The following is a 23,843-nucleotide window of genomic DNA, read 5'->3' on the forward strand; positions in this document are numbered from 1 at the left end:
AATAACTCTATTATATCTGATTCCCCGGAAGATGAGCGGGTTGTCACAAGACTTATCGGCAAATTGACAAGTTGTTTTCTGATTATCACAGGACCTTTTTCCTATAACAGTCTATCAATTTCCAAAAATGAAACAAAATATTTTAAAAAGTCTCGTGGTTTTGTTAACTTATCATGTAAGCGCCAGCATATCAGCGATTGCTGATCACAGCTTTACACAATTTCACCTGAGCTAACCCAAACCAAAACTGGACAAACCATTTTTACCATTGTATATTTCTATATAATAAACTTCGCAAAATTTCGTTTGGAGGCCTTCCATTGGAACAAGTAAAACCAAAACAGCAAAAACCTTATGGCACTGTGCTTATCAAAGCTAAAGATATTTTAGACTATCTCATGAAAGCTGACGATCCGCCGTCACTGGCAGATATGAGTGCGGCGTTAAGTTCGTCGAAACCCACGATTTTGAAAATTCTCAACACGCTTGACATGATCGGCTTCGTTCGGCGCGACGAAAGCACCAAACGCTATTATCTCGGCACTGAGCTGATTCCCTATGCGCAAAAAGCACTCGACAGTTTTGATATTGCCAAAGTCGCGCGCCCGTTTCTCGAGAATCTGCGCGACGAAACCAACGAGACCATTAATCTCGGCATTGTCCGCAATGACAAAATCGTCTTGGTTGAAAAACTCGAGAGTCCTAACAGCATCAAACTGGAATCCATCATCGGTGGCACCATGAACATGTACTCATCCGCGATGGGCAAGGCGCTGCTGGCCAACTATTCGCGCAAGCATTTAGACGATTACCTTGAGACACATAAACTCAAGCCGCTAACGCCTAATACAATCACCAGCTTGCCGAAACTCCGCCAGAATCTGAAGACTATTCAGGAAATGGGCGTGTCCATCGACAACGAGGAAAATCAGCCGGAAGTCCTTTGCCTCGGCGCCTCGATCATGAAAGCCGGCCGCATTTACGGTGCTTTCAGTATCAGTTCACCTAAATACCGGGTTAACAAAGAACGTCAATCCAATTTCATCCGCTTGTTGCTGAATACGCAGCATGCTATTGAACAAACGCTGTAAATTTAAGCTAAGACCTTTAAAGATGCAAAAATGGCAGCCGCCTTGCTTATCACCATAAGCAAAGTGGCTGCCATTTTTCATGCTGAATATTGTGATCGTCACTATTTTGCGAACGCCTCTTTACCCCACGCCTCCAGCTCAGTAAGCGCCGGAAAAGTCGAGCTATCCTGATCCTTTACCAGCTGCGTAAGTTTCAGCCACGTCACTTTCCGCGGCGTGATGTCAAACTGCTGCGGTGCTGCCGTCTTCTTAAGTTCAAGCTTTTCGCTGCTGCCATCGGAAAATTCGACGGTGGCTTCCTGCCAATAACTATCATGCGGATAATCAGCCCGCAAAATCAGCACAAGGCGATTCAACAAAACTTCCCGGCCAAAGTCCAATGTCAATTTAGCGTCAGGGCGCTCGGCAATTCCCCACGACTGAAATGGGTAACTGCCATGCTTTTCGTTAGCAATCACCCCATCAATGACATTCTTGGCATAAAACACAAGTTCATCCCGCGTCTCCGCATTGGCTGACGCATGGGGATAGGCACCGGTTGCTTCATGCTGGTCATAGGTGTTCAACGCCAAATTGCGTGAAACAGTTAGCTCATCTTCATGTGCCACCCGCACCCAGGCATAGTGGTTCGTTCCTAAAAATGCCCCATCCGGATACGGCCATTCCTTCTGCAAGTTAAACGGAATCCGAAAATCCCACGTGGTTTGTTTCAGATACACCAGCGATGGTGCCACACTCGCATCCAATTGCACCCACACATAAGCGGGTGCGTCACTGACTCGAACCTGATAGTAATCGCCCAAAGCATACTGTTTGTGATAGGCCAAATAGGTTCTAGCCTCACTCGTCGCGGTTTTAAGCGTTTGATCTTCATGTCTTAATTGCAAGGTTATTTCAGTCATCATGCGCCTCCTCAAAGTCATTAACTGCTAACTCGGTAGCCGAATGTTAAGCCCGGCAAACCGTGTCCTTTTGCCAGCTTGAAATTTCCGATTAAGAAAGACCGTTTTCAACAAAAGGCAACTGTATCGTATGGCAAGCGAATGCGTGCTGTCAAACGGTGGCCGAAATTTCATAATAGCGCTTGCATTTTCGACTAGTCATGCTATATTGGACTTGTGCAAAATAATAAACATTGTTTCTTTAAAAGAAATGGAGGCTTTTTCATTGTCATTCAATATGGTCACGCGTTACGCGCATAGCCCTGAAGACATTAAACATTACGATACCGATAAGCTACGTGAGGAATTCTTGATGCCGAAGATCTTTGCGCCTGGCGATATTTTACTCACCTATACTTACAACGATCGGATGATTTTTGGCGGGGTAACCCCAACTGATCAGCCACTGGAAATTGCGCTATCAAAAGAATTAGGCGTTGATTTCTTCTTACAGCGTCGCGAACTGGGCCTTATCAACATTGGCGGCGAAGGTAGTATCACCATCGACGGAACCGAAGAGCCGATGACGACTCACGACGGTTACTATGTGGGCATGGGCACCAAGCATGTTATTTTCAAATCAAATGATCCGGCGAACCCAGCTAAGTTCTATGTCGTTTCGACGCCGGCACACAAAACCTATCCGAATAAAAAGTTACCGTTTGCCGACGCGTTAGCAAAACCGATGGGCGATCAGGCGCATATGAATAAGCGCACGATCTACAAATACATTGACGCTTCACAAATGGACACCTGCCAGTTGCAGATGGGCTACACCGTCCTCGAACCCGGCTCTTCCTGGAACACGATGCCGGCACATACCCATGCACGGCGGATGGAAACTTATATGTATTTTGAATTCGCCGAACCCGATACCCGCGTCTTCCACTTCCTGGGTGAACCTGACGAAACGCGGCACATCGCACTGTTTAACGAACAAGCAGTCGTCAACCCAAGCTGGTCCATTCATTGCGGCGTCGGCACCACCAACTATGCCTTCATCTGGGCAATGTGCGGTGAAAACCAAACCTACGATGATATGGATCAGGTACCAATGTCTGAATTACGTTAACATTTAAACTCATTAAAGGAGCGTTTAAAAAATGGCAGAAATTCATCAAACCGAAGAAGAAATCAAACGACACGAAGCCGAACTCGATCATTTTAAAATGAAGCAATTCGACCTGACCGGCAAAGTTGCCATTGTCACCGGCGGCAATACCGGCCTTGGCCAGGGTTACGCCGTTGCGATGGCCGAAGCCGGCGCCGATATTTTCATCCCGACTTTTGGCACCGCTGAATGGGACAACACCCGTCGCTTAATTGAAAAACGCGGCCACAAGGTAGAATTCATGCAGGTCAACCTAACCGAACCGGGCATCGCCGATAAAGTCGTTGCCGAAGCCGTCGACAAAATGGGCCACATCGACATCTTGGTCAACAACGCCGGGATGATTCGCCGTAATCCCCTTCTCGAATCCAAAGATAAAGACTGGGATCAGGTCATCGCGATCAACCTCAGCGCTGTTTATCACATGTCCCTAGCTGTTTCAAAAGTCTTTGCCAAGCAAAAATCCGGCAAAATCATCAACATCGGCTCCATGCTGTCCTTCCAAGGCGGCAAATACATTCCGTCCTACACAGCAAGTAAACACGGTGTTGCCGGCTTAACCAAAGCCTTTGCCTCCGAAATGGGCGCTTACAACGTTCAGGTCAACGCCATTGCCCCAGGTTACATCAAGACCGAAAACACCGCTCCAATCCGCGCCGACAAAGCCCGCGACCAAGAAATCCTCGACCGCATCCCGGCTGGACACTGGGCTGAACCTTATGAATTAATGGGGGTTTCCGTCTTCTTGGCGAGTGATGCTGCTAACTATATCAACGGTGCGATTATTCCGGTTGATGGTGGTTACCTGACGCGTTAACTTTCGGTCTTTTAAAGTAAACGCACAACTTAATTGTTCCTTATTACAAATAGACAATAGGCACCGGAGATAACCTTCATCTCCGATGCCTGTTTGTGTTTTGCCGACTCCCATCAAGCGTCTGCTGTTCAGCTTCGATAAGGCGCTAAAACAGGTAACTCAAGCGTCTTATCAAGCTGTCCATTTGGTAATTCGTCTAAACATTTTAACCCGAATGGCTGATAATGCTCGGCTATCTCAAGTAACTGCCGGAAGTTAACCTGACCCGTACCTGGAACAACCGTTTTAAGCAGACGGGGAGCATTAGGTGTCCATGCGTAATCTTTTAAATGAACGGCAACAATTCTGGAATTAAACCGCTCAAATGCTTCTTTCAAAATTGTCTCGACATTATCTTTTTCCGGCAAAATCAGGTTGACCGGGTCAATAATCAATGCTAATGCCGGATCGTAATTGAAATGTGTCAATAGTTGCTCCGTTCGTTCCAACGAATACAGTGGATGATTCACACCTGGCTCTAATGCGATAAAAGTACCGAATTCGTGCGCAATCGGCAATAGCTGGGCGATCGTATCAAGTAACGTTTCAAACGGTTCTGGTTTAAAATTCGCTTCGGTGAACGCAAATGCGGGATCCACCGAGCCAGTTTCGGTCGCAACAATGTTTGTACCAAAACTCGGTGCCAGCTGTAAGTAATGTTGAAATCGATTAATAACCTTTGCCCGTTTATTGATGTCAGGATCAATCAGGTTCACATAACAGCTTAAGGTGCCAATCTCAATATCGGCGGCAGCAAATAGCCGGCGGACGTAATTTGCCAGCCCTGTGCTGACTTTTTCGCCTCCGTGAGTCGTTGCCGCTAAACTAATGGCCGGCGCAAACGCCAACGTGTGGATGTTTCGCATTTTAATATTTCGAGTTAGCAATTCAAGATCATCTGTTCCGGGAATGTCGTGAGCACGAACTGCAAAATCTTTTCGCATGATAAACTCCTTCCTAACGCAAAGAAATCGGAGCTTATCCTCCGATTTCTAAATATCAATGTAAACTGATTTGGTCTAATCCTTTTGCCAGTAGGCTGAAATCCCAGCCTTTATCCTGATCAAAATGATTACTTTCCAAAGTGTTAAACTGGTCTGCCAAATAATATGCGATCAAAAAGCGTCTAAGGACAGCCTTGGAAGCCTTAAGATCGGTTTTTTCATCCGGTTGATAATTTGCAACAACCGCGTAGGCAAACTTTTCGCGATCGATTTGTAGTTTGTCTTTCGCCATGTCATCAGTTCCTCTTTTCTTTAGCTCTCTAGGCCTCTTGGTCTTGAGCGTTCAATTCTTCAGCGCGCCAGGCGGCTAATTTTGCATCGACAGCATCAATCTTTTTCTTGTTAAGCGGGTAGAAGAAAATCAGTGTCAACATGCCAAGTAACATGCAGGCAGCCGGAATCAGGTTACCGATCGCGTATATCCGATTGATAACCACAGCACTTTGAGTAGCCCCACCGGTTGTTGAAGAAATATACCCGATCGCTGTTAACATGAACCCACCAAGGCCACCACCGACAGCTTGCGCACACTTTCGCGCAAATGAATTAACGCCATAAACAGTGCCATCTTCCCGAAAACCGGTTAAGTATTGATGATAGTCAATAACATCAGTAATAAATGCCCAAACCATCAAGTTGAACATTCCGGAACCAAGCGTTGCCAAGAACAAAAGAATGAGGTAGATCCAAGGATTTGTGAGATGCAAGAAATACATCAGCAAATACATGAACGTTCCAAACGCTAAGCAAGCAATACTTGCCTCTTTCTTACCGAAACTCTTGATAAGCTTCGTTGCAAACGGTGCCAGTACAACCACTGTGCCATAAGTGAAGAGCAAAGCAATCGAAAGTGCCGTGCTGTTCTGGAAATAATCGGTAAAGAGATAGGTTGCCAACGTGCCAGACAAGTTCTGGTTGATGACTAGGAAGAAATCGGCGAAGACCAACGCCATCAAAGCTTTATTTGTAAACAAGCCTTTGATGAGTTTAGAAGCAGAAACACGCTCGGTTTTCTTGACCTGAACCCTTTCCGTGGTCATCCGATAAATCACATTGTAGCAAGCAAACGCAATGACGGCACACATGATTGAAACCATAAAGAAGCGATTCGCTGAAACCACTTTTTGACCATTTGCGGCCGTTTGATAAACCAATAATGGAATGATGAACCCAGTTGCTGCGCCACCAATCGCTGCACCCACTGAACGAGAAGTAGATAATGATGCTCGATGATCAGGATTTTCCGAAATTGCACTGGCCATTGAACCATAAGGAATGTTGATGCAAGAATTTAAGATCCCATAAACTAGGTAAGTGACGAAAATATAAACGACCCGCCAAATCATCGGCCAGTTCGAGACAAACGGAAGAAAAAGAATGACAGTAATCGCACAAAACGGATATTTAACCCATTTAATCCAAGGACGGAACCGACCATTTTTGGTCAACGGCGTTATATCGGCTATACGTCCAACCGTGACATCCGCAAAGGCATCAATAAAGCGCGCCGAAAGAAATAATCCGCCCACGATCGCGCCGGAAATACCAAGTGCATTCGTATAATAAATGGTCAAAAAGCTGTTAACCAAACCAAGAATAAAACAATTACCTAAATCGCCAAATGCGTAACCGATCTTGTCGCGCCAATCAAAGCTGTGGGCATGTGTTTGCACCATTTCAAGCCCGGACGCCGCATCAGCCGGTGTGTCAATCGAAGATGCTTTCATCATTAAACACTCCTTACCATCCGTTTTGTCCGGTCATTATGAATAGACCAGGCAAAACTTGCTTTTAAATTTTTAGTAGAATTCCTTCAGATATTCAGTCAGTGCTAACTCCGCCATTGACTGTCCGTAAGGCATCACTGAAGTTTTGACCTGCTTATAGAATTCCTTTGTTTCGCCCATCGGTGTTCCGCCAGACGTCATCGCAAGCGCACCATTTTCGTCGATGTTAGCGAAAAGTGCATCAATACCCTTAAGCGCCACCTCCCGATAACTGTTATCAATCAGATGATTATGAACCGCTTTCAAAATGCCGTAAGTAAAACCTGCTGTTGCTGACCCTTCCAGATAGCTAGTCGGATCGTCAATCAGCGTGTGCCAAAGTCCGCTTTTGTCTTGATACTTCTTCAATGCATCAATTTGATATTGAAGATTCATTCGGACAAACTCACGAAAAGCATCCCCTTCAGGCAAATTCAGCAACTCTAAGATTTCCGGGAAAGCAATCGTAATCCATGAATTACCTCGTCCCCAAAAAGCTCCAGAAAAGTTGTCCCGCCGTTTGAATGACCAGCCGTGATACCAGAGTCCGGTCCGCTTATCCTGCAAAAACTGGATGTGCAATAAAACTTGTTTTTGGGCTTCTTGAATGTACTCCGGCTTCTTCAACACCTTTCCGAGTTTCGTGAGTGTCAAAACGCTCATCATCAAAGTGTCCGCCCACATTTCTCCTGGATTGAGATCGCCATATGTGACATGTTGAAACCCGCCTTTTTCTGTCCGCGGCAATCGGTAATAAAGCCAATCACCCCAGGCTTCTAAATGAGGCAAGTAGGCTCGATCTCCGGTTTCTTCGTACAAGTATGCCAATGTCAACATTTGAACCATGGTATTGATATTCTTTTCAACAGGCAATTCTTTAAAGTGGCTGTCAAACCAGTCTTTAATGACTTTAAGCACCTCTGGTTTGCGACTAAGCTGGTAGTATTTCATCATGCCGTACAATCCAACTCCTGACGTCCATTCCCAGAAGTTAAAACTCTTATTGTCTATAAGGGAACCATCTGCAACCTTTACGAAGAACTCGCCTGTTGGATCGCTAAGGTGGATCTCATTGTCAATTAGTAAATCAATTTTTGTCTCTAGCTGATTCTTGGTATATGCACCCATCTGTTTTGGAACCTCCTTTAGCTGTCTATCGACACACTGGTTAGCATTTGCTTGATACTTTTTTCACAAGAAAAGTCAGACGCCGCCTTCTACATTTAAAAACGAAAGACCTTGTATTTCCTAAAAAGAAATAACGTTTTTTATTTATCAAACATCTTGATATTATTGCAAGCGCATACAGAATGTCAAGAGCAAATCAATGCTAAATTTCAGCACTTGTATTTTTTCGTTTTCGTGCTATATTGAGTTGGTTTAAATTAGTAATTAGATTTCTTATAAAGAAATAACGCTCATCATGTGTCAATTTTTTCTAGTCCTGATTACCACTTTCTCTCTTTCTTTTTAATCTTATTGGCTGAGCACCAACGTTTTCATTGAGTTCCGTTATAATAGGCTATTAAGCATTATTTGGTATTAAAAAACGGCACCCTCCATTTTCATGAAGTGGCACCGTCTGTATTTTCGCTCACAAGGAATTTCTCGCATAAGCACATTAATTTTTATTTAACCAGTTATGCGGAAATGTTCCGATATTCAAACAATATTGACCCGCTCATACCCTTCGCTGCTTTTGCCATAGAATCGCACCGGCAATCAACCCGAGAATTGCCACGCCGACAAAGCTCATATTCACGTTACTTGTTTCCCCTGTCTCCGGCATTTCATCGCCGTTCTTCGGTTGATGTTGGCCTTTTTGTGATGCATGCGATTTTGCTGATGTTGCCTGCCCTCCAGACTCTTGTTCAATATCAGGGGCTTTTCCAATTTTCACCAAGTTGGCCTGTGCATCCCTCAGCTGTTGGGTGACCTTATCTACTTCAGTTTGCGTCGGCTCATACTGACTCAGCACCTGTTTGGCAGCAGCAATAGCAATTTGTAGGTTTTGCCATGTATCGTCGGTATAGTCTTTCTCATTCAGCTTCGCGGCATCTGCCAAAGCTGCTGCAAGCGCGTGCTTATCAGCGGCCTTGACCAATGCGTTCATGGCATCGACTAGTTTCGCCTTTGCCGCATCCACGACTTTTTGGGAAACATTGTCTGATGACTGAACCTCTTTGGCCGCTGTTAGTGCCGTTGCGAACGCCGCAAAGCTGGTTTTCGTGTAATCGGCCGCTTTCATCTGTTCAGCCTGTTTAATCACGTTGTCCAGATCGGTTTTATCGGCAGGTACATCCAGCGTGAATGTCACGGTACGACTCGCACCGGCCAAGCCTGATGCTTCAAAAACGAGCCGATGTCCATTCGTGGAAAAGTTAACTGCGTCATCTCCGTCAATTTGTACAGGATAATCAAAATCAAGGTGAATGGGTTGATTGGTTTGTTGCGGATCCGCAATCGTGAGTTGATAACGATTTGATCCAAGATTCTTAATGACAACTGCGGCCGGTTGCTCAACAGAAACCAAGCCATCCAGTTGTGAAGCTTTGGTCCAGATGTTAGCCATCAGTTGATTTTCCGTTTTAATGGCTTGAACATCACCGGTGTTGGCCAGCACTTGATAGGCTGGGTCTTTGGCTAGGGCTGCGATTTTGGTATCACTCGCGCCAGGTACTGTGACATATTCGTAATGGCCGTTATTAACAGCTGATCCGTGCATGGCAGCTAATGTGACATAATGATGTCGATAAACGGTATCAGATGGGAAATACCCGTTAATGTCCTTATACGTTCCGGTGCGCGTTGCCTGGCTGATGTTAACCGGACTATTGCCGGGCGCTACGATATACCCGACATTATTGGCAGGATCGGCAGTATTCAAATTGGCCCACTGCCCTACCGTTTTTTGGCTCGTATAGGCATGCCCGTCTACCGTTATCTTGGTGGCAGCCGGATCAATTTGTCGCTGATCAAGAATTGTTTCAATATCGGCTGTGGTGGTGCCGGTAATATTGGCACCGAGATTCACCACTTGATCATTCAACAAGAACCAGGATTTCTTGGCCTTGAGATTTTGGCCTTCATTTACTTTGTTCAAGGACATACCGACACTGGCGGTAAGACCATCCGTCGCACCGCCAACCCAGGATTCCGGACTCCGTGAAGATGACTTGGCACCGTCTGCAAGTTTAATAGTGTCAACCGTGGTTCCCGGCAATCGGTAAGGATCGACCGTTGTCCAGTAGCCTTCACCAAATTGATTCAAATCGCGATTGTACAGATAAAGCATCCCGTCAGCTGTGTGCCAAGCGTGACCGTTTTCAGTATTGCCAAATTCAAAATTGGCAATCCGCTTGGAGTACATCGCGATGCCAACTGAGTGGGTTGGCGTTTTCTGCATCACGCGATCCATGGAGCCATAAACATTCAGCGAGCTCACATCATCAGGTTGCGCAGAGGCATGACTAAGCGCCGTTTGCAATCCGTTAAGGGTAGCGTAATCACGCGGATTGTGATAAAAATTATACTGTTTACCCACTTGCCCTACCCACGTTGCGACTACCTGATAAATTTTCTGTTTTAGTGTTGCTGGTGCGGCATCAGCAATTAATGTCAGATTAGCTAACGTCTCCTTGCCTGTTTCTAGCTCAGTTGTTTCCGAATTGGTTCCAGGTGCTCGCGAAATACTCCGGCCGGAAACCATCGACGGCATCCGCCCATTAACCATTAGCTGCAAAAATCCTTTGTCAATCAAATTAAAAACATTGGCAAATTGAACTTCACTAATGGCCCAAGGCGTACCGACAAGGGTTGACGAGATACGGGCAATGCCTTTAATCATTTCATTCCCGTAACTGCCGTTGTATGGGAAAAAAGTATGCTGAATAAAGGAACCATCTGCATAAATACCGTCTTTGGACGTCACTAACCCCATCGCTTTTGGCAGGTTCTTTTGGACCAATGCAACGCGGGTATCATTCTCCAAAAGCAAACCACTGGCTAACACGGAAATCGAAATATCGGTCAGATTCGCTCCGGTTGCGGTATATTTTGGCCATTGAATATTGGGATCCTTGGCATAACCTAGCAACGGTTGAACAAATTTAACTAATTTTTGTTGATCTTGTTGATGCAGGTCGTCATACAACAAAATCAACGTATCATCCAGTTGTTGAGCCGCGCCAATCTGCCAATCCCACCAATTGCCGGTTGAATACACGCCATTGTACTTCTTAATCGTAATCATGAAATCGATACCATCAAGAATGGCTTGGTAAACCTCAGTCTTTTGATACTGGGCACTCAACGGATTATAGTACCCCAGCGTCAGCAGTTTGAGGTTAGTAAACATTGTTGTGTAATCCGCCGACGTTGTATCGGCAGCCTTTTTGGGCCACAACCGCGTTCGACCAGCACTGCGATCCATTGTGTCCCATAACGTCTGGCTTTGCTTAGCCAAATCGGTCAAATAGGCAGTAACATTGGGATTGTTCAAATCCGGATGTGCCGCCATCAATCGATCCCGCCACCGTGTCCGCATCAAAGCATATTCCGGTCGTGCAGTCTGCTCATCGCTTGTGGCAACTGCTGTCTGCTTTGGCAATTCAATTGCCACATTCGGATCCAGTTTTTTCGTGTCCTGGCCATTGTCATCGCTCACATTCACCGCAGACTGCTGATCAAGCGTGTCACTGGCGCTTGCTTGGCTGGGTTGCAACCCAATCAAACCCAGCGTAAGTGCCATCACGCTTATGCTCAATATGTATCTCCTCATAGACCTCTCCCACCTGTTTGTCCTTCAAAAGCATCTTATTTCACGACAATCTCAGGATAAGAATCAACTGTTAGATTCACCGAGAACGTCATGAAATAACCTTTGTGAGGTTAACATGCAGAGGTTGAAAGCGCAAACAATATGGACGCTTGCGTTGATTTAAAATGCCTTTGATATTGCATCGGCTGTTGAAAATATAAATCAAATTTTTTATTTGCTTGATTAATTTACAAGTTACTTGATGGACAGTTCACTTCTCACGGTTATCAGCTGCCTTGAAAAGATCCGGAGTTTTTACCACGCATCATATTGTAAAAGAAAAAAGAGTCGTGCATTTCGCACAACTCCGCAGCATTCATGTTGCACTCTTCTGTGACGAACGCCGCCAAACCGTCAATGCCTTTGCGTAAGTCAATGCGAGCACAAACGATGTAGCTATTAGCTTTGGACAGGTTGGAGATCATGGGCCATCAACTCCTGCAGAATAATCCGTGCCATCACCTTATCAATGCCGTTGTAAAAAAGAACCTCAGCTTCTTTGAGTTTAACCTTAGCGCCAAGTTTTGGCTTTACGACAACCGAGGCACCATCGCGGTTCACCATTTGGATCGGCACCTTATCGTTGGGTTGGGTCATAAAAAATCCTCCAATCTTCTTGATAAACCAAGTATAGATGGAAGATTCCAACAGTTATAGGTACCGGTGCTATGTGACGCATACAATGTGCGTGGACTGCCACCGCATGTTAATGGATGGTTTTATCTTCAACATCATTAAACCGCTCACCATGTTTCCGATGACACGCCTATCCAACAAACGTTGCAAAAGCTCTGGGCTTAATCAATGGCAGCCGAATCAATACCATACAATGTTGCTAGATCCTGAATCTGTTGTTCATTAATGCCAAACGAGAAGACTGTGTGGTGACCACCACCACTTTGAATCCAGTCCGTGGCGCCTTTTTTCAACCCGACTTTGGGTGTCCATAACTGTTTTGCCACTGGCAGGTGTGGAGTTTCAGCTTCAGGCTTGTGGGCATTGACGGGGTAACTGATTAGCTTGAAGCCACTACGAAAATCAGATAGCGTCACATCAACGGCGTCCCCTTCAGAACCATCAAAGACCAAACGTGCCGGATCAGCTTTACCGCCAATATCGAGCGGATGAACCTCAACTCGCGGCTTGGTGCTGGCAATCGTCGGATCAACTTCCAGCATATGCGAGCCTAAGATAGCCTCATGACCTTTGCGCAGATCAAGCGTGTAGTCTTCCATAAACGATGTCTTCTCATTATGAGCCATGACCTTGATAATGCGACTTAAAGCGGCAGTTTTCCAATCACCTTCCGCGCCAAAGCCATAACCATCTCGCATCAGCAACTGCGCGGCAAGCCCCGGCAGCTGTTCCAGACCCCACAAATCTTCAAAATTCGTTGTAAATGCGTTATAGCCGCGGTCATCCAGGAATTTTTTAATCCCCAGATATTCCCGCAACTGGTATTTAATCGAATGCGTAAACTTGTCAGCACTGTTATCGCCTTGTACAAAGTCATATTCAGCAGCCAACTTGGTATAAGCATCATCAATATCTTTGTCGCTCACCGCATTCACAACCTGAACCAAATCACCGACTCCATAATAGTCAACGGTCCATCCTAACTTGATTTGGGCTTCAACCCGGTCGCCATCAGTTACAGCGACATGACGCATGTTATCGCCAAATCGGGCAACTGAAGTATGGAAGCTTTCATCATAAGCCACGGCAACGTCTTGCCATTGACCGATTTCTTCCTGAACTTCGGGATCATCCCAATAACCATAAACAATTTTGTTATGAACACCGAGACGAGCATTAATATAGCCGTATTCCCGATCACCGTGAGCACTTTGGTTAAGATTCATATAATCAAAATCAATCGTGCTATAAGGAATGTTGTTACGAAACTGCGTCGCTAAGTGCAAAAGCGGCTTTTGAAGTAACTCCGTACCGCGAATCCAGTTTTTGGCAGGAGAGAACGTGTGCATCCAAGTGATCACACCGGCCACCTCATCGTGATAATTAGCTTCTTTCATAAACTTGGTAATGCCGTCAGCAGTTGTCATGACACCTTTGAAGACTACCGGATAAGGCAATTTGCCTTCACTGTTTAATCGATCAGTAATCGTTTGACCATCAGATTGAACTTCACGCAAGGTCTCTTCGCCATAAAGTGACTGACTGCCAACAACGAACCAGAATTCATAGTTTTGCGATAATGTCATCATACTGAAAACCTCCATTTTTTAGAACGCAAGTCAGGATGTTGAGGTAACGGAATGTATGTGACTCGGCAATTTTGTGGTGGATCTTTAGCCAGCTAGCCTTTACACGCGAGCCTTTGCAAACTGCGTACACATCTTCAGTCAACGTGAAAAATGTTGCCGTTAGTCATTGACGTCTGTGTACCGGAACTTGCCTGAAAAACGTTCGACAGTGTTCATCAAAGTGCAACTATATTCAATAGTTCTGCTACATCACTAAAAATATTGAAGCACTTTCATTTATCCTAACGCAGCTTTTTGTTCGAATCAAATATAATTTTTAAAATTAATTCGAATAAATTCGCAAACACAAAAACTTAAGTGTAGCTGCGGGGTAATTACCGCGCAGCCCACTGAAAGCCTTGCAAAGTCAATCGCGTAACTTCCGGACGCTGGCAGACTGCCAGATCATGGCCAAGTGATTGAAAATATCAGTCTGAACCGGATCGGCTGCCGTTTTATCGTTAACCACCAAGATACTGTCAACGCCCAAATTGCGACTCCAGACAAGCGCCACCTGACCGTGGACAAGTCGCTCGTCGATTCTCACCATCTCAATCAAATAGACCACCCATTTCTCTTCAGGAAACATCGTTCTCATATGAACATTTTGCGCAACCGCTTACGAAACCCAACAACTTTATTGCATTAATTTATTGTGTTAAAATTAATTCGAATTAATTAAAAATAAACCTTTTCCGAAAGGATCAAATCATGAAATCAGATATCACAAAGGTCGAAAAAGCGCTAAAAGCAAAACTTCTTTCTGGTGACTATCAAGTTGGAGACAAATTGCCAACCGAACATGACCTGTTAAGCATGTTCAAAGTGACGCGCTATTCATTACGACAAGCCTTAAAGAAAATGAGAGCTGAAGGTTACATTGTTTCCCGTCAAGGGAGTGGATTCTATGTTGGAGATCCTAGTCAACCGATCGTCCCGCGCAGTAGCCAAAAGCTCATTGGTGTTTTGACCACGCATTTAGCCGATTATATCTTCCCCAAAATTATTTCCGGAATCGATCAGGTTCTATCTAAACAAGACTATTCGATTATCTTAAGCAACACCCATAATGACGTTGCCCGCGAACGTCAAAGTTTAATGACCTTTCTGGATAGTCCGATTAATGGCCTGATCGTTGAACCAACCAAAAGTGCGACGCCAAGTCCGAATCTTGATATCTATCGAGAACTGTTACGGCGTCGCATCCCCATTATCTTTATTCATGCAAAATATCCCGAGCTAGATGTGCCAGTCATCAAAACGGCTGACGAACAGTCTGAGTATGATCTATTACAACTGCTTTTTAACGCCAACCACAAATACATTCTCGGTATGTTCCAAATTGATGATCAACAAGGGGTTAACCGCATGCACGGCTTCGTCCGGGCCTATCAAGCCCATCCTGAGTTAGCCACCTTCAGCAACCTGATTCTTTACCAGTCGGAAGAGTCATTTGAAAATCTCACCCTCAAGTTGCAGGGTTTCCTCAATGCTACCAACCCACCCACGGCCATTGCCGCTTATAACGACCAATTAGCCATTCAATTGATCGCTTGGTTGCAAGACCAGGGCTATGCGATTCCAAAAGATATCTCAATTGTCGGTTTCGACAATTACACTATGTCAGCGTATATTACCCCCAAGCTGACGACAGCTAGTCACCCTAAACGTAAAATGGGAGGTATCGCTGCCGAAATGTTGTTGAAGCAAATTGCCCATCAAAAAGTTGACAGCATTGAATTTCCGCCCAAAATTGTCGAACGCGCCTCCATTCAACAGCTAGCTGGCAAAAAATAGCCGATCGCCTTTATCCCCCTCATCGTCACTACGCTCAAATAGCCCCTGCCGACCGCCGGAATGATTCGCCGCTATTTTGATTCAGTTAATTCAGAATTTTAAAAAAAAGAGTCGCGCATTTCGCACAACTCCGCTAGCTAATTCGTTAATTTTCGTCATGTAAATCTTTAAAAAGATCTCCCAAGTTGTCAAAATCCTGATATCCACCAACCCTTAAATCCTGAATTGACTGTTCCGTCGCTCGATCAAGCGAGTCTTCCATTGTCGGCGCGAAAGGCAAAGCCTGATCGTGAACAACTTGTTCTAAGAAAATAGTGATGCCAGTGTTCAAGTCCATTCCCAATGCTTCAAACACCTGTTCAGCTGCGTCTCTCGTTGTCGCGTCAAGTCGGATGGTCATGGTGGTCTGTCTTGCAGTCGCCATAAAGTTCACCTCAATGCAACTATTTAAGTACTTAATTCTAAATTGGATTCAGCTAGCAGTGTATGTAACCATGCACGACTGCTGCTTTTCCTCGTCTAGAATACACAACGCACTAAATGCAGGTTACTTTGATTCTGCCGTAAGGTCATCAAGAATACGATTAACCTTCTGTTCTCGCAGCTGATAAAGGCCACATTGTTCCCGACAAAATACGGTGCGGTCCTTTTTAACTTCGTCTACAACTCTCTTGATGACTGCATTAGTGCGTTGATTTGCTTGACGCAAGGCTTCAAGCTTTGCATTGGGTTCGGACACCGTTGCAGTCGCTGTTAATGCCTTAAGAATCATCTGTGCCTTATATTCACGAATCGGGTGACTTTCTTCCAGTTGGTGCCTGATCAATAAGTCCTTCATTTTTAACACCCTCGCTTTGTTAGCCGCTTTTTAAGCCATAACAACCATTAGAGTTGGGCGCTGTCAAAGCGTTCAACTCTGAGCAATTAAATAGTAACCATTACTCTCTACAATAGGTAGAATACGCCGGTTCTCTCCACTCTGTCAATGTAATAGTGCAACATCGAGCTACCTGCCTCTTTAATCTTATCAGAATTTTTCGGTTTACAGTACATTTAAATTGATGATCAGCTCACATTCCCGTAACCTTGATGCCATACCAGCTCTCTAAGCTGACAAACCAGGAGAATTATTATGAAGACATATACCCCCGAAGCTCTGCGAAAAAATTTGTTTGATTTGCTGAACAAAGTGGCAACAGGAAACGAAGAAATAGAAATTTCCCTCAACCGACGTATCGACTTCGATAGAAGAATTGTTTTTGTCAGTAAAGACCGTTACAACGATTTGAAAGAACTGGATTTCTTATACGAAACGGACACGCTGCCCGTTGTCAGGAACTGAATGGAGAGCGCAAAACCAGATGACTTCAATGACGAGAATGCTTACTAACAACTCACATTTGAAGTGCGACTCAAGATACACTAACAAATAGTTTTTCAACGAAAAGTCCAAGTGGCTACATCGCTTTTGAATCACCTAACTCAATCCTCCAAGATATATGCCCATATTTAACACTGCGGTGACAAAAAGTGTTACAAGTGATAAGCTCTTTACAGGATGAAAATGAATCGTGCCATTTGACGGTCACCGCAGATTAACCACCTGCATTAAGTAAGATCGTTCGAACGGTTGGCGGCTTCCTTGAAAGGGAGCCGTTTTTTATTTCAAAGCAAAACGCCTGAGGCCAGACCTCAGGCGTTCTTAATTCTATGAAGGTTCTTTTCTCGTGTCTCAACCGGTGAAACAGTCTATTTGCGCGCAATTTTCCCGCATTACCGTAATTATGTGTAGTGCTTGCAGTTAAATTTTCACTTACGCTTCGCCTTCCACCAACACATTGCAATGCCGCGTCCGAACTCTATTCTGATCCCAATCAACAAAATAGATATATCCAACTGTACCCGTTTGAAGCTCACCATCGCGAATAACAAAGGTTTCACTGGCACCGAACATCGACGCACGAATATGGGCATCCCCGTTCAGCACGGTTCCGTCGTCGCCCTTGTATGCAGGATTGTCTTGAATGCTGTGTAGAAAATCAATATGCTTCGGACCTGGATATTTGTAATTAGTATTTTCGGTCAGCTCTCGTGGCACGATTTTGTCTAACAGGCGACTCATATCAACCAGTAGATATTCATCACCGTTAAAGTCGCGGTCGTGGGTAAATTCTTCAAATATGACCGAACAAGTGGTGTGAGGTGACTGAACCACACAAATGCCATTCTGAACGCCACTATCCTTAACAAACTGTTTGACTTGGTCAGTCACATTATGAAAAGTAACTCTATGCCCATTCGACGTTAAGTCCAATACTTCGCTTTTAACCGTCATGCTAATTGTGCCTCCTTATAAGCAGCCATTGCACCCATCATTTCTTCTAGTTTTGCCTGCCAATCTGGTGCTTTAATGATCCCACTCGTGCCACCTGTACCATCAGCGCCTAGTTGCAGCACTTTCTTAACGTCAGCGCCGGTGCTGACACCAGCTGCCTGCATGATTAAAATATTGGCGTCAACATCACGCACTGCTTCATTCGTTGCCTTGATATAGTCTTCATTGCTGATGCTACCAGTACCGATCAGACTGGTGGGTTCACAGATCATCATTGTAGGGTGCAGTGTCGCAATTGCCCTACTTTCCGATGGTGTATCTGAACACACAATGGTCATGAGACCCACCTCCTTGGCACGAGTAATCGTTTGATCCAAGACACCGATCCCAAGCGGCTTTTCTGCATGATTTAACACAACTGCTTCAACACCTGCTGCTTTTAACGCTTCCGGTAACACATGGCCCATTCCCCGTCCCGGTCGCAACGGATCCATGTGTTGCGCCGCGATAATTAGGTGACTCGTTGCAGCTTTGATGCGCGGTAGGTCAATCAGTTGACCGGTAAACAAACAATCCAATTGATTCTGACTTGCAACTTTATCCGCGACCTTTGCGAGCTTCACCACGTCATCACCGTAAAGATAAGACTTAGGGTTCACAATAAAAAATGGTTTTCTGATCCCTGTCATACCAACATCATCCCTTTCAGAAAATGACAACTATAAGGTGCCAAGTGCGATCGCATGTTCAGCCTGATTCAGCTTGACCGTGTTAAAAACATCAATATAGTGTTCGTCCAGCAACTCAACGCTGCGTTGTTCAGCTTCGATCATCTTAAGGACATTTTCATATTCTTGAGCTTGCGCAGCGTGAAGTGCAGCATTAGCTAAGTCGGTATAGATATTGACTTTAGTGATTCCCAACGTTGCTGCTTTACGCAAGTTTTCATCCCCTGATGAAGATCCACCATGTAAAACCAAAGGAACAGAAACCGCCTTTCTAAGTTCGCTAAGACGCTCAAAGTTCAGATGCGGTGTTTGTGCACTTTTGTAAACACCATGTGAAGTCCCAATTGAAACCGCTAGAGAATCAACTTGCGTACGTTTTACAAACTCAACTGCTGCATCGACTTCGGTATACTGATTGGCATCGTCCTCGCTCAAACCGGTACCAACATGTCCAATTTCAGCTTCAACCACAACGCCGCGTTGGTGTGCGTAATCAACCACATCTTTGGTCACTGCGACATTTTTATCGAACTTTTCTGCCGAAGCATCAATCATGACGGATGTGAAGCCATGGTCGACGCCATATTTCACTAAATCCGGAGAAAATCCGTGGTCTAGGTGCAAAACTATCGGCACTTTTGCCTGAGCACCATAAAACTTACCTAAATTCAAAGCTTCATCAATATCGATATCTGCCTCGTGCTTTTGTGCCCACGCGAGTAAAATTGGTATTTGTTTTTGTTCGGCAGCCGCAACGTGTGCGCGAGCTGACATTTCATCCCAAAAGTTGAAGTGCGGAATCGCGAAACCACCTGCGCGTGCCGTCAGCAACAAATTTTTTGAAGAAATGAGCATTATTTAGCAGCCTCCCCATCTTCAATGTCCTGTTTAATTTCGGCATAAACTTTATCTGCACCAATACCTGTCAACAACGGTACCCCATCAATAACCTTTTCTTTAATCGAATCTGGCACCAACGTTGTCGAGACCACAATGTCGTAATCATCAATGTGGTTCACTTCTTCGGCCACCTTGCTTTGATACAGCTTGACATTCTGCGTGAGTCCTTGTTGATCCAACCAGGTTTTTAGCTTACCCATTACAACGGTTGAAGTTGCTACACCGGTACCGCAGATAACTAATAATTTTTTGGTCATGTTTGTTCTCCTCTTTTTAGATATTATGCTGTTACTTTTGTACTCTTATCGCGAATCTTGTTAAGCCAGAATAGTAATCCCAATGCAACCAGGAACAAAACTGCAATGCCGACCCACTGGAACTTTTCACCCATCATCAAGTAAATAAAGTTAGTCCACAAACCACCATCACTTAATGCAGAAATCGAATTGTTGCCACCCATGTTGAAACTTGCCGCTTTTGCCAGTTTGGTGATCAGCGGCGCTGCCCAACTGGCAACGTAAAGGCTGATTGCGATATCGACAGTCCCGGCAATGACGGTTCTAAAGATGTCGCCCTTGAACACAGCAGCAAACAACGCAATAAAGAACGGAATTGTTGCTAGATCACCAAAGGGTAATACCTTATTCCCTGGCAGGACAACTGCGAGGAGCAATGTGATTGGCACCAACAGTAAGGCTGAAGATAGAACCGAACCTTGTCCGATAGCTAACGCACTATCCATCCCAATGTATAATTTTCGGCCTGGGAAGTGCTTTTTGATCATATCGTTAGCGCCTTCCGAAATGGGGGTCAGGCCTTCCATAAGCAGCGAAACCATACGTGGCATGAGCATCATGACTGCAGCCATACTGACAGCTAAGTTCAATACTTTATTGATCGGTTGTTGCGCTAATAACCCAATAACTAACCCGATAATGGCTCCGATAACGGTCGTATCGCCAAACACACCTAGGCGTTTTTGAATGGTTTCGGCATCAAGATGAATTTTGTTAATTCCGGGAATACGATCAAACAACCAGTTGAAAGGAAGCGCAAAGACGTAACCTGGTGCAGATAAACCGTGTGGAAACGAAATACCTTCCAGACCATAATACTTGGCAACCGTGGGCGCGCTCAGGTCAGCAAAGAAATAAGTGAACATGGTAACGACAACCATCGTGGCAAGTCCTAACCACATGTTGCCGGTCAGCGTATAAAGAATGGAGCCAGCAAATGCCACATGCCAGTAGTTCCAAATATCAACGTCCAGCGTTTTGGTTAAGCCCAAAATCAATAAAATGATATTCGTGCCAACACCTACTGGAATTGCCATAGCACCCAATGCCGTACCATAGGCAATCGCCGAGGCTGCTGGCCACCCAACATCAATACTGCTAAGGTGCAAGCCATAATTACTGATCATGGCTTTTGTTGCCGGTCCTAAGCTTGTTGTCAGTAGGTTAATAACAAGATTTAATCCGATAAAACCAATACCAATCGTTAACGCAGACTTAAATGCCTTACCTGGTTTAATCCGCAGCGCTAGTCCGAAAAGAAATAGCAATATGGGCAAGAAGACGCTTGCGCCTAAGTTGACGATCCATTGAATCACTTGCATTTGAGCTCTCCTCCTTTGTTTTCAATACCAGCTGTTACCCGATACCACGTTCAGTCATAAACTTAATGAACGCTGCTACCGTGGTTATTTGTTGAAATTCTGCCATAGCTTTGTCGTCTGCAAACAAGCCCATTAACTTCTGGAGCATATCTAACTGTTGGTGAGCTGTCTTCAATGCCAATACGAACAGATAGTTAACCGAAACCACTTCAGTTGCACTTGCCATCTGTCGAAATGTAACTGGAGTTTTTAAAGCGATAAAACCGATCTGGTCGTGAAGCACCTGATCAGCATCAGTATGCGGAATCGCAACACCCACACCATCATTCAGTTGCAACCCTGTTGGATAAGTTTGCTCACGTGCAATAATGGCATCGCCAAAAGTCGGTCTAACTGCACCAACGGCAGTTAAACGACTTGCAACTGCCTTTAATACTGCATTTCGATCAGAGAAAACCTCGTCAAAGGTAATCACCTGATCCGAGAAGAAATGATTGATACGTGTCTCCTCCATAACGTTCACTCCATTTCAAACAATTGATTAATTGAATCTTCGTCTGCTAGTTTTTGCATGACTGGACGAAAACGTTCACCGTTCTGGTCATGTGGTGAGATGGCTAATACAACGAATTTATCTATCTGGTGCACTTCGCCAGAGTAATCTGAGTGCCAGTTCAATGGCGATTCGGTTTTTACCAAAAGCACCATCGTCTGCGCAATCTTCTCCGAAATCAAGTGCAAAATGGCCGTCCCATAGCCGATATACGTCTCCCCTTCACGTTCACGTTCAGTCACAAGCTTTTCGACCGAGGCAGGCGTCAGATCAGGTATATCAGGTTGCAACACCTTGGCAATCAGTTCGAATAGGCGCTTCTGATTTACTGGGTCTTCCAAACTAACTAATGGCACATCACTTGATTTCTTTAATGGCATGGCGAATCTTCTCCTTATCCAAGTTCGACAACACTGCACTGACTAACACTTTAGGAATTGCCAGCTTGTCATACTGGGAATCTTTGAGATCAATCGTTGAGACGATCAGATCCGTATTTTTCAGCGAATTGAGATCAATGTCAGACAACAATCCTGTCGCTGTTTGATCGATTTTTAACTCGCGAAAAGTTTTCTCTAGCTTCACCCGCAACAACTCCGAAGTACCAATACCGCTGGCACAAATGACGAGCGTTTGGATTTTATGATCCTGTTGTTCCAAGAAACGCGCGAAATACATGACAATAAAGCCAACTTCATTAGCCGATATCTCAGGTAATTGGAACTTCTTCGCTGCAGCCTGGGTTCCCGATGTCAAAATCTCAAATAACTTGGCATATTCACGCTGAATGTCGGTCAACAACCCGTTTGTGACGGCAATATTGTTTTCCAAGCGATTAATGAGCGGGGCGATGTGTCCAGCCAACTCTCGCCAAGTCTTTAACTGAATATGCGCGGTCGGAAGATGCTCATTGACATAATGAATTAAAAATTGCGAGACATCATGAACCTTTTGACTATATGAAAGTATTTTGACATTTGGGGTTCCTTCATCAATTCGCGACGAAATTAAATATTGAAAAAGGTAGTCTGTTTCTTCAGGTGGCAACTTTTTGGCTAAATATTTCTCCGTATTGTTAATCACGATTTCTGCCAACCGATAAAGATGCATGTTTTTCAACATCAGTCGCCGTACCTCACCGCCGTTGACAATTTTGAGCTGTTCAGCTTTACCTTGACGACGAACCCGTTGGATCAAGATATACAGATGAGACAAAATATTGACATTGTATGGATAAGCCAGCTTGCCACCGGTGGCTTGCTCAATGACTTGAACCTGCGTCGTAATAAACTGCTGATCGTAATCTGTAATGCCTTCGATCTTGCCACCGTTTGTAATCGCCGACATATTTTGTAAAACGCTGCTAAGTTGTTCCCGAATACGGGTCTCCTCACCCTCCAGATGGACGGTGTTGTTGACTCGGACAAGTTGCAATTTTTGCTTAAGCAATCTGCGCTTAAGATAAAGGAGATCATTGTCAATCGTGGCATCGCTGACATATTGATCGGCATACAAGTCAGACAGCGAGATTTTAAGTGGTGCCCGAAACAACAACTGCTCTAGAACTTGATTTCTGCGTTCAAGACTACTTTGATTGGTCCCATCGGCGGACTCGTTTGGAGCTTTTAGATCCGGCAGTGCACTGGGTAAAAGCCGTGCCCCTTTACCCCGAATCATTTGAATAACAGGCTCGTCAGACCGTTCATTAATTTGATCAATGTGACGATAAATAGTTTTCGTGGATGTTCCCAAAGACTTTGCGACCTCACCTGCATTCACAAATCCGGCACTTTGGGACAAGTAATCCAACAATGCCCGATCAAGATCGCCAATGTGATTCACTGTAAACACCTCCTCACCGGTGCAACCGCTTACAGTTACAGTATACGGATGTCCTGGATTGATCCACATAAACTGGTGTCCAGAGGTTCGGACACGCTGCTTCTGGACATGGACGAGATGGCTGCAAAACAAAAAGCACCTACTCTTTACGTAAGTGCTTGCTTAATTTCAACGCTGTTATCCTAGTCTCTTGTCTATTCAGCATTAATACCGCATTA

24 protein-coding genes are annotated in these 23,843 nt (G+C 44.8%); 5 read left to right on the forward strand and 19 right to left on the reverse strand.

From position 1 onward, the window contains the following. Positions 1–320 precede the first annotated feature (320 nt). Positions 321–1,091: an IclR family transcriptional regulator gene (locus tag LACSTY_RS13305; RefSeq protein WP_010490706.1), complete on the forward strand. Its 771-nt coding sequence runs from the start codon at positions 321–323 to the stop codon at positions 1,089–1,091. Between the two features lie 101 nt (positions 1,092–1,192). Here LACSTY_RS13305 and LACSTY_RS13310 read toward each other — a convergent pair whose 3' ends face one another. Further along, a complete protein-coding gene (locus LACSTY_RS13310; RefSeq protein WP_225362700.1) occupies positions 1,193–1,996 on the reverse strand; it encodes a hypothetical protein in 804 nt (267 codons plus the stop codon). 262 nt (positions 1,997–2,258) lie between these two features. On the opposite strand from LACSTY_RS13310, the gene kduI reads away from it, so the two are divergent. Together kduI and kduD are read left to right on the forward strand one after the other, a co-directional pair. Further along, the gene (gene kduI / locus LACSTY_RS13315) at positions 2,259–3,104 is read left to right on the forward strand and encodes a 5-dehydro-4-deoxy-D-glucuronate isomerase (protein ID WP_025013746.1); all 846 of its coding nucleotides are present in this window, start codon (positions 2,259–2,261) and stop codon (positions 3,102–3,104) included. A 31-nt stretch (positions 3,105–3,135) separates the two neighbouring features. Further along, positions 3,136–3,960, forward strand: a complete 825-nt coding sequence (kduD, locus tag LACSTY_RS13320; protein WP_049169229.1) for a 2-dehydro-3-deoxy-D-gluconate 5-dehydrogenase KduD — start codon at positions 3,136–3,138, stop codon at positions 3,958–3,960. A 128-nt stretch (positions 3,961–4,088) separates the two neighbouring features. Here the strand turns inward: kduD and LACSTY_RS13325 are convergent, their stop codons facing one another. From LACSTY_RS13325 to LACSTY_RS13360, 8 genes are all read right to left on the reverse strand, one after another. Next, positions 4,089–4,943: a sugar phosphate isomerase/epimerase family protein gene (locus LACSTY_RS13325; protein ID WP_087912985.1), complete on the reverse strand. Its 855-nt coding sequence runs from the start codon at positions 4,941–4,943 to the stop codon at positions 4,089–4,091. A gap of 55 nt (positions 4,944–4,998) precedes the next feature. Beyond that, a complete protein-coding gene (locus tag LACSTY_RS13330; protein ID WP_044112739.1) occupies positions 4,999–5,235 on the reverse strand; it encodes a hypothetical protein in 237 nt (78 codons plus the stop codon). 28 nt (positions 5,236–5,263) lie between these two features. Beyond that, positions 5,264–6,679 (reverse strand): MFS transporter, encoded by a 1,416-nt coding sequence (locus LACSTY_RS13335; RefSeq protein WP_225362727.1) that lies wholly within the window; start codon positions 6,677–6,679, stop codon positions 5,264–5,266. A gap of 123 nt (positions 6,680–6,802) precedes the next feature. After that, positions 6,803–7,897: a glycoside hydrolase family 88/105 protein gene (locus tag LACSTY_RS13340; protein WP_087912987.1), complete on the reverse strand. Its 1,095-nt coding sequence runs from the start codon at positions 7,895–7,897 to the stop codon at positions 6,803–6,805. A 553-nt stretch (positions 7,898–8,450) separates the two neighbouring features. Further along, positions 8,451–11,549, reverse strand: a complete 3,099-nt coding sequence (locus LACSTY_RS13345) for a polysaccharide lyase family 8 super-sandwich domain-containing protein (RefSeq protein ID WP_087912988.1) — start codon at positions 11,547–11,549, stop codon at positions 8,451–8,453. A 438-nt stretch (positions 11,550–11,987) separates the two neighbouring features. Continuing rightward, positions 11,988–12,185 carry a hypothetical protein gene (locus LACSTY_RS13350; RefSeq protein WP_087912990.1) on the reverse strand — a complete coding sequence of 66 codons (198 nt, stop codon included), beginning with the start codon at positions 12,183–12,185 and terminating at the stop codon, positions 11,988–11,990. Between the two features lie 200 nt (positions 12,186–12,385). Next, positions 12,386–13,810, reverse strand: coding sequence for an L-arabinose isomerase (gene araA, locus LACSTY_RS13355; RefSeq protein WP_087913305.1), 1,425 nt, complete (start codon positions 13,808–13,810; stop codon positions 12,386–12,388). A gap of 409 nt (positions 13,811–14,219) precedes the next feature. Further along, entirely contained in the window at positions 14,220–14,420 is a 201-nt protein-coding gene (locus LACSTY_RS13360) for a PTS sugar transporter subunit IIB (RefSeq protein ID WP_225362702.1), read from the reverse strand. A 143-nt stretch (positions 14,421–14,563) separates the two neighbouring features. Between LACSTY_RS13360 and LACSTY_RS13365 the strand changes: the two genes are divergently transcribed. Continuing rightward, entirely contained in the window at positions 14,564–15,649 is a 1,086-nt protein-coding gene (locus LACSTY_RS13365) for a substrate-binding domain-containing protein (RefSeq protein WP_151466788.1), read from the forward strand. Between the two features lie 145 nt (positions 15,650–15,794). On the opposite strand, the gene LACSTY_RS13370 is transcribed toward LACSTY_RS13365, so the two are convergent. Next, complete coding sequence (locus tag LACSTY_RS13370; RefSeq protein ID WP_087912992.1) at positions 15,795–16,073, reverse strand: type II toxin-antitoxin system RelB/DinJ family antitoxin; 279 nt, start codon at positions 16,071–16,073, stop codon at positions 15,795–15,797. A gap of 123 nt (positions 16,074–16,196) precedes the next feature. Then, positions 16,197–16,487, reverse strand: coding sequence for a hypothetical protein (locus LACSTY_RS13375; RefSeq protein ID WP_087912993.1), 291 nt, complete (start codon positions 16,485–16,487; stop codon positions 16,197–16,199). A 294-nt stretch (positions 16,488–16,781) separates the two neighbouring features. Here LACSTY_RS13375 and LACSTY_RS13380 point away from each other — a divergent pair, with 294 nt between their 5' ends. Next, the gene (locus LACSTY_RS13380) at positions 16,782–16,991 is read left to right on the forward strand and encodes a prevent-host-death protein (RefSeq protein WP_087912994.1); all 210 of its coding nucleotides are present in this window, start codon (positions 16,782–16,784) and stop codon (positions 16,989–16,991) included. 471 nt (positions 16,992–17,462) lie between these two features. Here LACSTY_RS13380 and LACSTY_RS13385 read toward each other — a convergent pair whose 3' ends face one another. From LACSTY_RS13385 to LACSTY_RS13420, 8 genes are read right to left on the reverse strand one after another with little or no spacing between them, the layout of a single operon-like run. Continuing rightward, on the reverse strand, positions 17,463–17,984 hold the full coding sequence (locus LACSTY_RS13385) for a YjbQ family protein (RefSeq protein WP_087912995.1): 522 nt from the start codon (positions 17,982–17,984) through the stop codon (positions 17,463–17,465). Beyond that, on the reverse strand, positions 17,981–18,673 hold the full coding sequence (locus LACSTY_RS13390; protein ID WP_087912996.1) for a triose-phosphate isomerase: 693 nt from the start codon (positions 18,671–18,673) through the stop codon (positions 17,981–17,983). Before LACSTY_RS13390 ends, LACSTY_RS13385 begins: the two co-directional genes overlap by 4 nt. 30 nt (positions 18,674–18,703) lie before the next feature. Beyond that, entirely contained in the window at positions 18,704–19,567 is an 864-nt protein-coding gene (locus LACSTY_RS13395; RefSeq protein WP_087912997.1) for a class II fructose-bisphosphate aldolase, read from the reverse strand. Next, positions 19,567–19,869: a PTS sugar transporter subunit IIB gene (locus LACSTY_RS13400; protein WP_087912998.1), complete on the reverse strand. Its 303-nt coding sequence runs from the start codon at positions 19,867–19,869 to the stop codon at positions 19,567–19,569. Before LACSTY_RS13400 ends, LACSTY_RS13395 begins: the two co-directional genes overlap by 1 nt. A 23-nt stretch (positions 19,870–19,892) precedes the next feature. Further along, positions 19,893–21,230: a PTS galactitol transporter subunit IIC gene (locus tag LACSTY_RS13405; protein ID WP_087912999.1), complete on the reverse strand. Its 1,338-nt coding sequence runs from the start codon at positions 21,228–21,230 to the stop codon at positions 19,893–19,895. 34 nt (positions 21,231–21,264) lie between these two features. Continuing rightward, positions 21,265–21,744: a PTS sugar transporter subunit IIA gene (locus LACSTY_RS13410; protein ID WP_087913000.1), complete on the reverse strand. Its 480-nt coding sequence runs from the start codon at positions 21,742–21,744 to the stop codon at positions 21,265–21,267. 5 nt (positions 21,745–21,749) lie between these two features. Continuing rightward, entirely contained in the window at positions 21,750–22,163 is a 414-nt protein-coding gene (locus tag LACSTY_RS13415) for a PTS sugar transporter subunit IIA (protein WP_087913001.1), read from the reverse strand. Continuing rightward, entirely contained in the window at positions 22,141–23,625 is a 1,485-nt protein-coding gene (locus LACSTY_RS13420; protein ID WP_087913002.1) for a BglG family transcription antiterminator, read from the reverse strand. The genes LACSTY_RS13415 and LACSTY_RS13420 overlap by 23 nt, the downstream gene beginning before the upstream one ends. Between the last annotated feature and the right edge of the window lie 218 nt (positions 23,626–23,843).

This window comes from Lacticaseibacillus styriensis (assembly GCF_030770295.1).
GTDB classification, from domain to species: Bacteria; Bacillota; Bacilli; order Lactobacillales; family Lactobacillaceae; genus Lacticaseibacillus; species Lacticaseibacillus casei.